The organism is Deinococcus cellulosilyticus NBRC 106333 = KACC 11606 (assembly GCF_007990775.1).
GTDB classification, from domain to species: domain Bacteria; phylum Deinococcota; class Deinococci; order Deinococcales; family Deinococcaceae; genus Deinococcus_C; species Deinococcus_C cellulosilyticus.
On sequence record NZ_BJXB01000015.1, the window covers coordinates 1 to 14352 of the forward strand.

Annotated in this window: 10 protein-coding genes and 1 pseudogene; 8 read left to right on the forward strand and 3 right to left on the reverse strand. The window is 56.2% G+C overall.

The features are described from left to right. From DC3_RS16260 to DC3_RS16275, 4 genes and pseudogenes are all read left to right on the forward strand, one after another. Window positions 1–269, forward strand: a pseudogene (locus tag DC3_RS16260) (hypothetical protein); the annotation flags it as partial. After that, window positions 266–2818, forward strand: a complete 2553-nt coding sequence (locus DC3_RS29995; RefSeq protein ID WP_146886134.1) for a S8 family serine peptidase — start codon at window positions 266–268, stop codon at window positions 2816–2818. The pseudogene DC3_RS16260 and the gene DC3_RS29995, both read left to right, overlap by 4 nt. 390 nt (window positions 2819–3208) lie before the next feature. After that, a complete protein-coding gene (locus DC3_RS16270; RefSeq protein WP_146886135.1) occupies window positions 3209–5344 on the forward strand; it encodes a carboxypeptidase regulatory-like domain-containing protein in 2136 nt (711 codons plus the stop codon). Next, on the forward strand, window positions 5344–7479 hold the full coding sequence (locus DC3_RS16275; RefSeq protein ID WP_146886137.1) for a S8 family serine peptidase: 2136 nt from the start codon (window positions 5344–5346) through the stop codon (window positions 7477–7479). Before DC3_RS16270 ends, DC3_RS16275 begins: the two co-directional genes overlap by 1 nt. Window positions 7480–7556: 77 nt before the next feature. On the opposite strand, the gene DC3_RS16280 is transcribed toward DC3_RS16275, so the two are convergent. From DC3_RS16280 to DC3_RS16290, 3 genes are all read right to left on the reverse strand, one after another. Further along, window positions 7557–8489, reverse strand: coding sequence for a magnesium transporter CorA family protein (locus DC3_RS16280; protein ID WP_146886393.1), 933 nt, complete (start codon window positions 8487–8489; stop codon window positions 7557–7559). 449 nt (window positions 8490–8938) lie between these two features. Further along, window positions 8939–10393 carry a decarboxylating NADP(+)-dependent phosphogluconate dehydrogenase gene (gnd, locus tag DC3_RS16285; RefSeq protein WP_146886139.1) on the reverse strand — a complete coding sequence of 485 codons (1455 nt, stop codon included), beginning with the start codon at window positions 10391–10393 and terminating at the stop codon, window positions 8939–8941. A 3-nt stretch (window positions 10394–10396) separates the two neighbouring features. Continuing rightward, window positions 10397–11815, reverse strand: a complete 1419-nt coding sequence (locus tag DC3_RS16290) for a gluconokinase (protein ID WP_146886140.1) — start codon at window positions 11813–11815, stop codon at window positions 10397–10399. Window positions 11816–12091: 276 nt separating this feature from the next. Here DC3_RS16290 and DC3_RS16295 point away from each other — a divergent pair, with 276 nt between their 5' ends. From DC3_RS16295 to rpoZ, 4 genes are read left to right on the forward strand one after another with little or no spacing between them, the layout of a single operon-like run. After that, on the forward strand, window positions 12092–12463 hold the full coding sequence (locus DC3_RS16295; RefSeq protein WP_186816078.1) for a GntR family transcriptional regulator: 372 nt from the start codon (window positions 12092–12094) through the stop codon (window positions 12461–12463). After that, entirely contained in the window at window positions 12460–13185 is a 726-nt protein-coding gene (locus DC3_RS16300; protein ID WP_146886144.1) for an ABC transporter ATP-binding protein, read from the forward strand. Before DC3_RS16295 ends, DC3_RS16300 begins: the two co-directional genes overlap by 4 nt. Beyond that, the gene (locus tag DC3_RS16305) at window positions 13182–13931 is read left to right on the forward strand and encodes a hypothetical protein (RefSeq protein ID WP_146886146.1); all 750 of its coding nucleotides are present in this window, start codon (window positions 13182–13184) and stop codon (window positions 13929–13931) included. The genes DC3_RS16300 and DC3_RS16305 overlap by 4 nt, the downstream gene beginning before the upstream one ends. Before the next feature lie 34 nt (window positions 13932–13965). After that, window positions 13966–14259: a DNA-directed RNA polymerase subunit omega gene (rpoZ, locus tag DC3_RS16310; RefSeq protein WP_146886148.1), complete on the forward strand. Its 294-nt coding sequence runs from the start codon at window positions 13966–13968 to the stop codon at window positions 14257–14259. The last annotated feature ends 93 nt before the right edge of the window (window positions 14260–14352 follow it).

Genomic DNA, 14352 nt, shown 5'->3' on the forward strand with positions numbered 1-14352 from the left:
GTGCCTTCCCTGACTCCATGCTCGATTCGATTGTTTATCTGTATCCTCCCATCATCAACGATGCCACCACCTTCCTGGCGGTCAATGACGACGCCGATCCCCTGCAAGGCACAGACATGGGCTCTCAACTGGTTTACACCTTCGCAGACGACAGCACCTATTACATCAAGGTGGTGAGTGCCCGGGTGGATGGAGGCCTGGCAGACAACAACGCCAAGAACACCTACAAACTCCGTCTGAGTTTGCTGAATGAAGGAGCTCTAAAGTGAGGAAACATCTTCTTTCTTCTCTGGCCCTGATCACCGTCGGTGTTTTGCTTGCAGGATGTGGCAAAAATGCAGGGCCCGCCTCTGCCCCACTGGCTGCTCCTCACCCGATTGAGCGTGGACAGAGCAAGCCTCTGGTCCAGCCCAGGCAGCAACGCTACATGATTGAGTTTGGAGGCATGGGTGTGGGCATCCAGCAGCTCTCTGTGGATGGTTTTTCCCGTCTGGCAGCAGAACAGGGGATCACCTACCAGCAGAATTACAGTTACAGCCGTCTGTTCCGCGGGATCTCCATCACCACCAGTCCACAGAACATTGAACGCATTGCTGCCTTGCCTGGAGTGAAGTCGGTTCGGCGGGTCTCCAAAGTGAGACGGCCTCTGGATGTGAAGGGGGATTACCGACCAGACCTTGCCACTGCTGTGACGCAGACCGGTGTGGATTATGTGCAGCAGGAATTGGGTTTCACAGGCAAGGGCATCAAGGTGGGCATCATTGATTCCGGGATTGATGTGGATCATCCTGACCTGAAAAACCGCATTGTGGCCCAGAAGGATTTTGTGGGAGACGATTATGACTCGTCACAGGACAGGATTCCCAGGCCTGACCCCATTGCAGATGACTGTGATGGCCACGGAACCCATGTGGCAGGTATTGTTGGAGCCAGGGGCAAGGTGGTTGGGGTTGCTCCGGAGGTGTCCCTGGGGGCTTACCGCATTTTCGGTTGTGGTGAAGACTCGACCACTGCCGATGATGTGATCATCGCTGCGCTGGAACAGGCCCTCAATGACCGGATGGATGTGGTGAACATGAGCCTCGGCAGTTTCGGAGGGTGGCCCACCGACCTGGTGTCTGAAGCCATCGACCGTGCCGCTGAGCAGGGCATGGTGGTGGTGGTTTCTGCAGGCAACGAGGGTGGTGAGGGCCCCATGGCCACTGGTTCCATTGCAGCCACCAGGAATGCCATTGCTGTGGCAAGTTACGAGAATGTGGGGGTGAACTCCAACTTCTTCCTGGTGGAGGGGCAGGAAATCCAGTACCTGAAGGCTTCTGGTGGTGCTGCTGTTCCACTTTCGGGCTCGCTGCAGTTTGCACGCACAGGCACCTCTTCTTCAATGGTGGATGCCTGCAATCCTCTGCCTGCCAACAGCCTGACTGGCAAGGCTGCATTGATCCGCCGTGGAGGGTGCAACTTCAGCGTGAAGGTGGCAAATGCCGAGGCTGCTGGAGCGGCAGCGGTGGTGATTTACAACAACACGCTGGGTGTGTTCAGTCCTGGCACAGATGGTCAGGTGCCTGTGGGCATGATCCAGAAGGCTGCGGGTGAGATGCTTGACAGCAAACTGGCCGGAGGGGAGACCGTGACCCTCACCTGGGGCGCGACCATGAAGTATTACCCCAATGACCGTGGAGGTCTCCTGTCGGACTTCACCAGCTATGGTCCCACACAGGACCTGACCCTGAAACCTGATCTGGGTGCTCCGGGGGGCAACATTTATTCCACCTATCCGCTGGAAAAAGGTGCACATGTGGTGCTGAGTGGGACGTCCATGGCTGCCCCCCATGTGGCAGGTGCGGTGGCCCTGTTGCTGCAGGCCCGTCCTGATTTGAAAGGCCACCCACAAAAAGTGCTCACCATTTTGCAGAATGGAGCCATTCCTGCCATTTACAGCAAGGACACCAGCGATTTCCTGGATTCGGTGAACCGTCAGGGCGCAGGGATGCTCAACATGGTCAACAGCATCCTCAATGAAACCCGGGTGGAACCCAGCAGTCTTTCCCTGAAGGATGTGCAGGGCACGGTCACCAAGACACTCCGTCTGTACAACGACAGTGACTATCCTGTGCTTTACGGCGTTTTCCACATTCCTGCCCTGGGAACCTTTGGAAACATGGCTCCAGTCAGCCTCAGTGAGAATGCAGCGAATGTGGCGTTTCAGTACGAAGACGTGGTCCTGTACCCTGGTGAAAGCTATACCCTGAAAGTGGACATCACCCCCTCTCCCAAAGATCCAGAAGGCACCCTGTTTGGTGGTTACATTGTGCTGTTGAACAGCGACGGTTTCAGCAATGTGGTGCCTTACATGGGATTCAAAGGAGATTACCAATCTCAACCAGCCATGACAGACAATGTCCTGACCTGGATTGATTTTGAAACCGAAGATTACTACCTGCTGACCGATGGTGCCGAGTTTGATTTCTCCAAGGGGGAATTCCCCTCTGTGCTGTACCACATGGACCACCCTGCCCAGCGGGTGATCCTGGATGTGTTGAATGGCAAAACAGAAAAACCTGTCTTCGCTTCGGGATCGGACTATGTGGTCTTCGACCATGAGATTCGCAACACCTCAGAGTATTACTGGTGGTACCTCACCTGGTATGGCGACCTGAAACGTGCCCAGATGCAGGCAGGGGTTCCGGTCACCAAGACCCTGCCAGATGGAGCTTACCGTCTGCGCATGCGTGCTCTGAGGGTGGGTGGCGATGCCAGCAATCCTGAGCACTGGGACCGCTGGATTTCTCCAGTTTTCTACATCAAGAACGTCAAATAGTTTTGTGGTTGCTGGGCTGAAGGACAGAATGGATCTTCAGTCCGCAGGGAGCCAGAGAAGGGCTCGGTCAGGGAGAAGCAGGCACTTGTGCCTGCTTCTCTTTCGCCTGAGGGTACACCAGGCATGGAGACAAAAAGCAGCAGATGACTTGAATGTTTGGATTTTTCTGTTTAAGATTGTGCACAATCATGCAGATTGTTCACAATCTTGGCACTGAATTCTGCTAAAATAAAAATCTCCTACCAATATGTTCAAAATTTGTCACTTTATACAGGCATTTGACATCAATTTCCTGAGAAAGTTATGCTAAGTATGACAATAAGCTGAGAACCCAAGGTCACCTCATGTGGCGAGCCTGTGAGGGAAGGACAGCCTGTCGCGAGGTGAAACATGAATGTGAAGTTGCTCGGGGCCTCCCTGACCGCAGCCTTCCTGCTGGCCGCATGTGGGAACACCCAACCCCCAAAGGACACCACCCCTCCTGAAATCCGGCTGGTGACCGAAAACAACCAGACCGTAGGAGCAGGGTCCATCACCCTTCAGGGAACCATCAAGGACAATGCGCAGATCAAGAGTGCCACCTACACCCTCAATGGTGGAGCCGAACAGCCCATCACCCTGGGAAATGGTGGAGCTTTCACCGTGGAGGTCAAAGGGCTTCAGGCGGGTGAAAACAAGGTGCTTCTGAAGGTCGTCGATGCTGCAGGCAATCCGCAGACTTTTCAATTTACCGTCACCTACAATCCTTCACTGAATGACAAAACCGCCCCAACAATCACCCTCACCACGGCAGACCAGCAGACGGTGACCCAAAACCAGCTTCAGGTGACAGGCACTGTGGTGGACGATGTCAAACTGAAGACGGTCACCCTGAGTGTCAATGGGGGGCCTGCACAACCTGTGGAAGTTGCTGCAAGTGGTGCTTTCAGCGTGCTGGCAGCAGGATTCAAAGCCGGCACCAACACCATTGAGATTCGGGCCACGGACGAAGCAGGCAATCCCAGAACCCAGACCCTGACCGTCCAATACGACGACAACGGGGTGGGCTCTGTGCAGGTGCCTGGTGCTGTGGTCACCAGCAACGGGGGAGCCGCCGTGAGTGGAACCCTTGTGACTGTGGATGGCCTGCCAGACATCCAGACCTTCACCGACAGCAAAGGCCAGTTCAGCCTGGATCTCGATCCCGGGTCATACAACATCAACTTCGAGAAGTCGGGCCACGCTGCTTCCAGGGTGGAAGGTCTGGTGGTGACCACAAGTGGTGCAGCAGTGCCCCTCAATGTGATCCAGAAGGTCTCTGTCCACAATCTGGTGGCGAAGGCACCTGAGGTGACGGCCGTTCAGACCCTGATCGGAAAAGACCTCGTGGACCTCACTCCAGGCATGGAACTGGATGCAGATGCAGGAGCCTCTCTGCGGATCAAAGTCAAAGCCGGAGATGAGTCCCTCAGCCCGGAACTGATCTATGTGAATGTGGGCGAGCGAAACGGAGACATGGATTATGGGGCCCTGCTTTTCAGCAATGACCCCAAGAACACCGAATTCGATTCGACCCTTTTTGGCCTGGAACCCTACAACTACAACGGCATTCGGGGCGACACCTTCCTGAACATCACGGCCTACGACTTCAACGGCAACCGCATTCAGAAATTCCTTCCCATTCATGTGGCCGCCGAGCCCCACACCAGTCCACTGGGCGCTGGTCCTCAATTGGATGTGTCTGCAACCACCATGTCCACCAAATTCAACATGAACATTGCAGGTGGTTCCAGACCTTCAGCTGCGCCATCTGACGATTCCACCATGTGGGTCACCCTGCGCTGGAAGTACGACAACGCCCTGCTGGACAATCCTCTGGGTTTCCGCATCTGGCGCAGCTTCGACAACAAGGTCTTCAAGCCCATCCTGACGGTGGATGGAGGAGACCGTGTGGCCATTGACACCGATCCTGCCCTTGAGGCAGACAAAACAGCCCATTACTATGTGGAGGCCTTCAACAGCACAACCAACTCCAGAGGCAAGGTGGACAGTGTCACCCCTCTGCCAGCTTTCAACATCATCGCTGTCGGACCTGCAAACCACAGCACCAACGTTTCCGTGCAACCCACCCTCACCTGGACCGTTGACCGTCTGGTGGGAGACGTGCGCGAGTTCTACCCCAGCATCTGGAATTACCCGGAACAGAACGGCAGCTCTGGAGATGAATGTGTCTGGGGAAGGGCACTCTGTGAGTACTTCCCAGACTACCTGTATGCAGACGATGGCACCACACCAGGGCTCAAAAAGACAGGCAACACCTACAGCCTGATCTACAACGAAAACAAAAAGGCCCTTTACCCCAGGCTGGAATCCTACCACTCCTACACTTTTGCCCTTTCTGCTGCGGCCTACAACAGTGACGGAAGTGCTGTTTCCATTGCCCAGGACATGCTGAATGTGTTCAGCCAGTTCGGTCATTGCAACTTCGGTGGACCGGTGTGTGAGGGGAACCTCAGCCTGTTCATGACCGGAGACGGGAGCTTCTGATGAAAACCATCCCTTCCCTTTTTCTCGTGAGCCTCACCCTGGGCCTTGCTGCCTGTGGAACCGTCACCCCCACCCGTGACACCAGCCATGAACAGGCCTGGAAGTTCATTCGCAGCAAGCAGGCTCCGCGCCTGGCCCAGGCCCTGCCTTCCCGGTCATTGCTGCTCAAAGACAGTTCCAGCCAGGAAGCCACCCAGAACATCGTCATTGGCTACACCACTGCAACAGCAAATGCTGTGAAGCAACTGTTGCGGGGTCTGGGCTCCGTGGACACCAACACCCTGACGATGGAACACAGCAACCTGCAGGCCATGCAGGTGACCCTGCCCGCAGACCTCTCTGCAAACAAAGTGGTCCGGGCCCTGCAGCAATCTGGACAGGTCCGCTACGCTTACGTTTCCCGCAACATTCAGCAAATCAAGGTCCCCACAGCATCATTCAGCCTGCAAGCAGGGATGGAACCCTCTGCCCAGGCTGTGACAGATCCCCTCCTCACCAAACAGTGGTGGTTGAAAAACGTGCGGGCAGATCAGGTGCGCAACATTGCGACGGGAGCAGGTGTGGTGGTGGCCGTGGTGGACTCGGACTTCAACCGCCTTCATGAAGACCTGAAGGCCGAAGGCAAGATCGTGACCGGGATTGATGCTGTACGCACCACAGATTTTGAGAAGCCTGTGTTGCTGCAGCCCACGGACCCCCTCACCAACCACATCCACGGCAGTGGCAGCGCAGGAACCATTGCTGAACGCATGGGCAACAGTGTCGGTGGGGCAGGCGTTGCTCCTGATGCCATCCTGATGCCTGTGCGGATTTTCGGCTCGAAGGGTTACGCAGGTGATTTCAATGTGGCCATGGGCATCATCTGGGCAGTTGACCATGGGGCCCAGGTCATCAACAACTCCTGGGGAGGTGGAGGCAATGCTCCCCTGCTGAGAGACGCCATCGATTACGCCCTGTCCAACAATGTGGTGGTGGTGGGATCTGCAGGAAACGACTACAGTGACATGCACTCTGGACCAGAAAACCTGCCCGGGGTGATTTCGGTGGGAGCGAGCACCAACACCGACACCAAAATCGGTTTTTCCAATTATGGACCCCGGGTGGATCTGTTTGCCCCTGGAACCGATGGCCTGACCACCTACTCTGACACCAATGACGGTTATGGCCTGTTCAGTGGCACCTCCATGGCTGCCCCTGTGGTGTCTGGAGGGGCTGCACTGGTTCTGCAAAAGGCCCGCACTCTGGGCGTGGATCTCACCCCTTACCAGGTGAAGAAACTGCTGGTGAATGGCACCGACCCGATGAAGGACCAGCCCCAGGGTCGCCTGAATCTGCAAAAAGCCCTGTCGTTTTCTGCAAACACCCTTCCCCAGGACGGAGGATATGTGACCGTTCAGGTGGATGAGCAGGTGAGTCGGCTTGGTGTGGGGCTGGTGGATGTGAGCCTCATTCCCCTGGATGGCCAGAACAAAGGCATGCCATACACTGCCAAAACCTCACAGGGCTTCATGGGTGCACCAGGCCAGGCCAGCTTCATTGGCATTGAGCCGGGCCTGTACGATGTGAAAGTGGCCGGACCGGACATCTGGGCGGTGGGGGGAACCCGCGCAAGCCTCTCCGGAACAGTGCAGGTGAAGCCCGGACACCACAACGCTGTTGTGCTCAATTACGCCATCGTTGCCGACCTGCATGAGTACACCAATGGTGGCATGACCCGCAACAACACCTTCGAAGATGCCACAGACACCTCCCTGATTTCCCCAGAACTGTTTGAAGAAGGTTTCCTGATCGGTGGAACCTTTGACAACAGCAATTACCTGGTGGCTGTTCCCACCAAGGGTCCAGATGTGGACATCTTCAGGGTGGAGGCGAACGCTGGAGAGACCTTCAGCATTCAGGGTTTTGACTGGTCCATTTCCTCCAAGGCTTCCGTGCTGCTGGAAGTTTACGATGAGGAAGGCAACCTGCTGGCAGAAAGTGAACCTGCAGATTGGGACAGTGGTGCAGATGTCCTGCTGAACCACACCGTCTCAGAAGACGGCACCTACTACCTGAAGGTGTCCAACCTCGAAGATGTCGAAGGCCTCAAGAGTTACTACGCCCTGATTTTGCAGAAATCCCCTGCAGAAGAGTAAAACCAACATCCATAAAGAGGAGGCAGCCCGGTACAAAAGGGCTGCCTTCCTCGCATGATTGCTTCAGCGGGGGTGGTCTACCACCAGCGGGCACGGCGCACAAAGTACCACAAAATGCCCACAGCCAGAGCTCCGATCAAGAGCACAAAATAAAAAGACCAGTGGGTGTCCTGAAAGGGAATCGGAACGTTCATGCCATAAAAACTGGTGATCAGGGTGGGAATCGCCACCATGATGGTCGCCACCGTCATCACCTTCATCACCGAGTTGACGTTGTTCGAGATCACACTGGCAAAAGCACCCATCATGCTGGCCAGAATCTGGGTGGCGATGTCGGTCATCTCAATGGCCTGCTGGTTCTCGATGATCACATCGTCCAGGAGTTCCTGATCATCGGCGTACATCTCGAACACCCGGTCTCTGCGCACCCGTTCCATCATGATCTCGTTGGATTTGATGGCGGTCTTGAAATACACCAGGGATTTTTCCAGTTTCAGGAGTGCCAGCAGTTCCTGATTGCGGGTGGAGTTTTCAAGCTGGTCTTCCACGGCATCCACCTGCTTGTTGATCTTGCGCAAATCCACCAGATAGCGCTGTGCCGTGCGGTGAAAGAGTTGCAGGGTGAAACGGTTCTTCTTGGCCGTGGAGATGTAGCGCACCATCCCTTTTTTCATGTCCTGAATGATGGGATTGTCCTGGGCACACACCGTCACGATGCAGTGCTGGCAGTGAATGATCCCCAGAGGAATGGTGTCGTAGGGAATGTCGCTGTTGTCTCCCAAAGGAAAAGAGGTCTGGATCAGGAAAAGGATGAAGTCATCCTCTTTCTCAAAACGGGGCCTTTCGTCCACGTCCAGAGGGTAATTCAGGTAATCGACCGGAATGCCGATTTCGTGGTGCAGGTAATCAATTTCTTCCAGACTCGGGGCGATGGCATTGATCCAGCACCCTTCCATGTAATCGTCGACGAGGTGGAGCTTCCCTCCAATGCTGCGGTAGTATTCCAGCATCAGCACACCCCCCCTGCGCAGTAAATCATGCGCATGTGAAAACCTCCTAAGGGCTAAACGGGCTCAGAGCAAAGAGAACGGGTGGTGGGAGGGTTGACTGGGAGGGTTGTCTTCTTTTGTCATGCCACCACCTCCTTAGGGGTTCGTTTTTACAGAACAAGAAAGCGCACTGAAGCGCCTGTGGTTTCAGTGTAACAAGATGGGGGAGGGGGTGCAAGATCCCCCTGCCCCTCGCTTCGCTCTCGGCGGTCCCCCTTAACGAAGGGGGATGGATGGGCGTCTGGGATGACTTCCAATTTGGCAATCCATCAACCCCCTTTTGTTAAGGGGGGACAGCCTTGTGGGTGCTTCACACCCATCAAGGCAGGGGGGATCTCACCCTCAGCAACCTGATTCCAGAAACAACCCCCTCCAGAATCCTGAAGGGGGTTGCACGGTTTGCTTTGAAATCAAACGTTGTAAGTGCTGCTCGCCGTGGTGCCACCACGACCCGTCCAGTTGGTGTGGAAGAACTCACCACGGGGTTTGTCGAGGCGCTCGTAGGTGTGGGCACCGAAGTAGTCGCGCTGGGCCTGGATGATGTTGGCAGACACGATTTCGGAGCGGTAACCGTCGAAGTAGGAGATGGCGCTGCTGAAGGCAGGGACCCACACGCCGGACAGGATGGCCTGAGCGACCACTTCGCGCCAGGGCTGCTGGTATTCCTGGATGATGTTGGCGAAGTACTCGTCGAGGAGCAGGTTGGCCAGTTCAGGGTTCTTGTCGAAGGCGTTCTTGATGTCGCCGAGGAACTGCGCACGGATGATGCATCCGCCACGCCACATCAGGGCGATGCTGCCGTAGTTCAGGGTCCAGCCCTGCTCTTTGGCGGTGAGGCGCATCAGCTGGTAACCCTGGGCGTAGGAGCAGATCTTGCTGGCAAAGAGGGCCTTGCGCACCTTCTCGATGAATTCTTGCTTGTCGCCCTGGAAAGCGGCCTGAGGACCGGTGAAGAGTTTGCTGGCCTGCACGCGCTCGTTTTTGAGGGCAGAGATGCAGCGTGCGAACACGGCTTCAGCGATGGTGCTGGAAGGGCTGCCCACGTCCAGTGCGTACACAGAGGTCCACTTGCCGGTGCCCTTCTGACCTGCGCTGTCCAGAATGACATCCACCAGGTCCTTGCCGGTTTCCTCGTCTTTTTTGGTGAGGATGTCGGCGGTGATTTCAATCAGGAAGCTGTCGAGTTCGCCAGTGTTCCACTCGGAGAAGATCTGGGCGATTTCAGCATTGCTGAGACCGGCCACACCCCGCAGGATGCTGTAGGCTTCTGCGATCATCTGCATGTCGCCGTACTCGATGCCGTTGTGGACCATCTTCACGAAGTGGCCTGCACCATTTTCGCCCACCCAGTCACAGCAGGGGGTGCCGTCTGCCACTTTGGCAGCGATGCCCTGGAAAATGGGCCTCACGTGCTCCCAGGCTTCGCTGTTGCCGCCGGGCATGATGGAAGGACCTTTCAGTGCACCTTCTTCACCACCGGAAACACCAGTGCCGATGAACAGGATGCCTTTTTCTTTCAGGTAGGCGGTGCGGCGATCAGAGTCGGCGGGGTGGCTGTTTCCACCGTCGATGATGATGTCGCCAGCTTCGAGGTAGGGCAGCAGAGACTCGATGGAGGCGTCTACGGCGCTGCCAGCTTTGATCATCAGCATGATCTTGCGGGGGCGCTTGAGGCTGTCCACGAGCTCCTGCAGGGAGTAGGCCCCCACGATGCTCTGGCCTTTGGCGCGGCCTTCCACGAAAGCCTTGACCTTGTCGGTGCTGCGGTTGTAGGCGGTGACCGTGAAGCCCTTGGAGGCCATGTTGAGGATCAGGTTTTCGCCCATCACGGCGAGACCCATCACGGCAATATCAGATTGACCCATGTGTTACAACTCCTTCCAGATGCTGGTGAATAAACCCTTCCAGTGTTCCCGGGTGGCCTGAATCTTGCGGGCCTCCCCGGGTTTGGGGGCAAAACCTAAAGCATATTGTACTTTGTACGTTAACCCACTGAGACGGTTGTCTAATGCGAAGAGGCTCACCATTGCTGCCCCCAGGGAAGAGGCGTCCACCGTGTGGGCCATCACCAGGTCCCGGTTCAGCACATTGCTGAGCAGTTGCATCCACAGTGGACTGCGGGTGATGCTTCCGGTCACCAGAATGCGGTCCGTCCCCTGCGACACCAGGTCGTAAACCTCTGCCAGCGAAAAACACACGGCTTCCAGTGCTGCTCTGGCGACATGTCCTCTGGTGTGCTGCAGCATCAGGCCGTGCAGAGTAGCGGTCAGATCCGATTTCCAGTATGGGCTGCGTTCTCCAGTGAGGTAGGGAAGCAAGAGCAACCCCTCAGCATCCGGCACCTCTGCTGCCTCTTTGAAGAGGACATCGAAAGTGTCAGCAGGGTAGTACATGCGCCGCACCCAGTCGATCAGCAGCCCGGCATTGTTGATGGCCCCTCCGGCAAAAAGCTGATCCCTTGAGAGGAAATAACACCACGTGCGGGCTCTGGCATCGAGTTGCGGACTCTGGGTCATGCTCCGCACCGCGCCACTGGTCCCCACGGTGATCACCGTATCTCTGACCCCTGCCCCTGTCCCCAGGTTGGCCAGACCCCCATCGCTGCTGCCTGCGAAAACAGGCATGCCTGCTTTCAATCCCGTGCAGGAGGCGGCTTCCGGGGTGATGTGACCCAGCAGGTCAAAGGTGTCAAGCACCTCTGGAAGCAGGGTTTTCACTTTCAGTGCGGTGACGATGTCCTCGTCCCAGTTTCCTGTGTGCAGGCTCAGCAGCCCCGAACTGCTCGCAAGTCCCAGATCTGCCTTCCACACTCCGGTCATCTGGAAAGCGATGTAATCCTTCAGGCTGACCAGCAGATGGGCTCTGGAAAAAAGATCCGGCTGCACCTGCTGAAAGTAGGTGATTTTGGCAGGATGATAAGGGGTTTTGAGAGGAGCGCCTGTTTTCAGGTAAGTGGCATCAGGATCAAGGGGAACAAGGTGCAGGGTGTCCATCGGACGGGTGTCGGCCCAGGTGAGTGCAGGGGCCAGAGGGCGGTGGTCCTGCCCAATCAGCAGCAGGCTGTGCATGGCTCCACTGAACGCCAGTCCATCGGCATGCCCGGCGTTCAGGTCCCTGAGGGCCTCCTGCACCGACTTCCAGAGGATGTCCGCATTCTGGGTGGCCTCTCCGGGTTCTGCTTTGAGCAGGGGATAGCTGCGGTAGGTGCTTCTGATGGGCTTTCCCTCACCGTCCACCAGGACAGCCTTGCATCCGGTGGTGCCCAGATCCAGTCCGATCACATTCATTGCTTCCCAATATAGCCCGTGTTGGAAAGGTGGGCTGGAGGATTGGCATACATTTGCTGAGGGCCGAGAGCCGAGGGCCGAGGGCAAGTCAGAAAGCTTTTGCTGTGGCTTTGGTTGTTGACAGCCGCTTTAGCCACAGCACCAGATGCTCTCGGCTCTGGGCCCTCGGCTCTCGGCAAACCCTCTCATCTTCCCTCACATTTGCCGTCTGAGAGGGCAACCATTGACAGTGTATTAGTTAAATAGTACACTAGGGTATATCTCAGGAGGATGCCAGTGCATGACCCCAACTTCGATCAAACGCGTCCCATCTACCTGCAGCTCATGGAAGACATCATGAGCAGGGCAGTGCGTGGCGAGCTCAAACCCGGAGACAAGATTCCCAGTGCCCGTGATTTTGCCCAGGAGAAGCTGGTGAACCCCAATACGGTGGTGCGTGCTTATCAGGAACTCGAACGCATCGGATTCATTCAGACCCGCAGAGGGCTGGGCAGCTTCATCACCGAAGACTACAGCCGCATTCAGGAGGCCAGAGAAGACCTCGCTTCACAGGCCATTGAGCGCCTCTTGCAGGAACTCAGGAAACTGGGCATGGACAACGAAGCCATTGAACACCTTGTTCACAAAAAACTGGAGACCAGCGCATGATTTTACAGACGCAGAATCTGACCAAACGTTTTTTCAACACGGTGGCTTTAGAAGACCTGACTTTTACCGCCAACCCTGGAGAATTCATTGGCCTGCTCGGCGTAAACGGCAGCGGAAAAAGCACCCTGATCAAGATGGCAGAAGGTCTGGTGAAACCCAGTGGAGGTTCCATCAAAGTGCTCGGGGAAACCCCTGGTGCGAACACCCGCCGCATGGTGGCCTACCTTCCAGAAATCGACCACCTGTACATGAGCTGGAATGCCCGATACGCCTTCGATTTCATGAAAAGTTTTTTCCCCATGAACGAGCAGCGTTTCAAGGATGTCCTGGAGTTCCTCAGCGTCAGTGAAACCGCCCGTCTCGGGACCCTTTCCAAAGGAAACCGCACCCGGGTGCGTCTGGCCCTGACCCTCGCCAGAGACGCCAAACTGTACCTGCTGGATGAGCCTCTGAGCGGTATTGACCCCCTGACCCGCGAACAGATCCTGCACACCCTGATCCGCGAATTCCGTGCAGACGATGCCGACTCCACCATGATCCTCGCCACCCACCAGATTGCCGAGGCCGAAAGCCTGTTTGACCGGGTGCTGGTGCTCGATGGAGGCCGGGTGCTGCTGGAGGGCACTGCAGAGGACATTCGCAACGCCCGTGGGGTCAGCATTGACCGCGCAGTCAAACAGGACGCCATGCTCGCCGAAGCCCGTCGCCGTGGAGGAAAATGATGCATTTCTGGATGCTGTTTCGCAAAGAAGTTGAACAAAATTACCAGTGGGTGATTGGTGCTGCAGCAATTGTGCTGCTGGTCAGTCTGGTGATCCAGTTTCAGATCAAGGAAACCGAAGGCCGCATCGCCCTGAGCATGCTCCTGTTGTTGCTGCCCTTTCTGGACGGGCTCCTGAAGGGTTTCTACCAGATTCGCAATGAATATGCCCGCAACACCCACTACTTTCTGCGTTCTCTGCCCACTTCCGGCCTGCACATTCTGGCCAGCAAATACCTGTGGCTTGCTCTGGAAGTCACCCTGCTCACCATCATGGTGATGGTGCCCATCAGCTTCTTCATTCTGAATTCCAGCAGTGGGGCATTTCAGGAACTGGTTCAGGTGCTGCAGGACCTGATTCGCCGCAACCAGATGCTGGATGTGCTGAAGTTTGCCACGGCTGTGGTGCTTTTTGTGCTGCCTTTTCCGGTGATTGCCTATTTCAGTCAACTCGTCGGGCAGCGGATCGGCAGAGTGGAATGGCTGATCAGCGGGATCACCTACCTGGGCATCCTCTGGTTGCAGGGCACCATCTACAATGCCCTGGGCTTTTTTGACCAGAGCTCAGATGTGTCCATGCTGGGCATGCAGATCAGCAGCAACCGGGAGGTGATCACCCTGGACCCCCAGTATGTGATTTTCCAGATCACCCTGTCTGCCCTGCTGCTGCTGATTTCTGGCTGGATGTTTGACCAGCAGGACCTGTAACCCTATACTGAAGTATTGCCTTTAGGAGGACACCATGGCGGAACCCAACATCGATAAAATGCTCGCCCTGACCAACAGCAAGTACAGCCTTTCTGTGGTGGTCGCAAAGCGCGCCCTGCAACTGAAAGCCGGTACCCCCAGCGCCCTTCCTGTGGACCAGCGCGCCAAGATCCGCAACCTGGTGACCGTGGCCATGCGCGAACTGGCCGGTGGCAAACTGCAGGTCGGTGAAAACCTCATCGACGAGGAAAAACTGGCCCAGGACCTGCAACGCACCAAACAGGCCCTCTTGCAGGCCCAGACCGTTCACGCGCTGGAACGGGACTAACCCCCCGTCTCTCGTTGAACTCGCTTTCCTCCCCTGAAAGGGGAGGATTTTTTATGGAATCAGATGTCCAGATGGTTGATCGCTTCCAGCCAT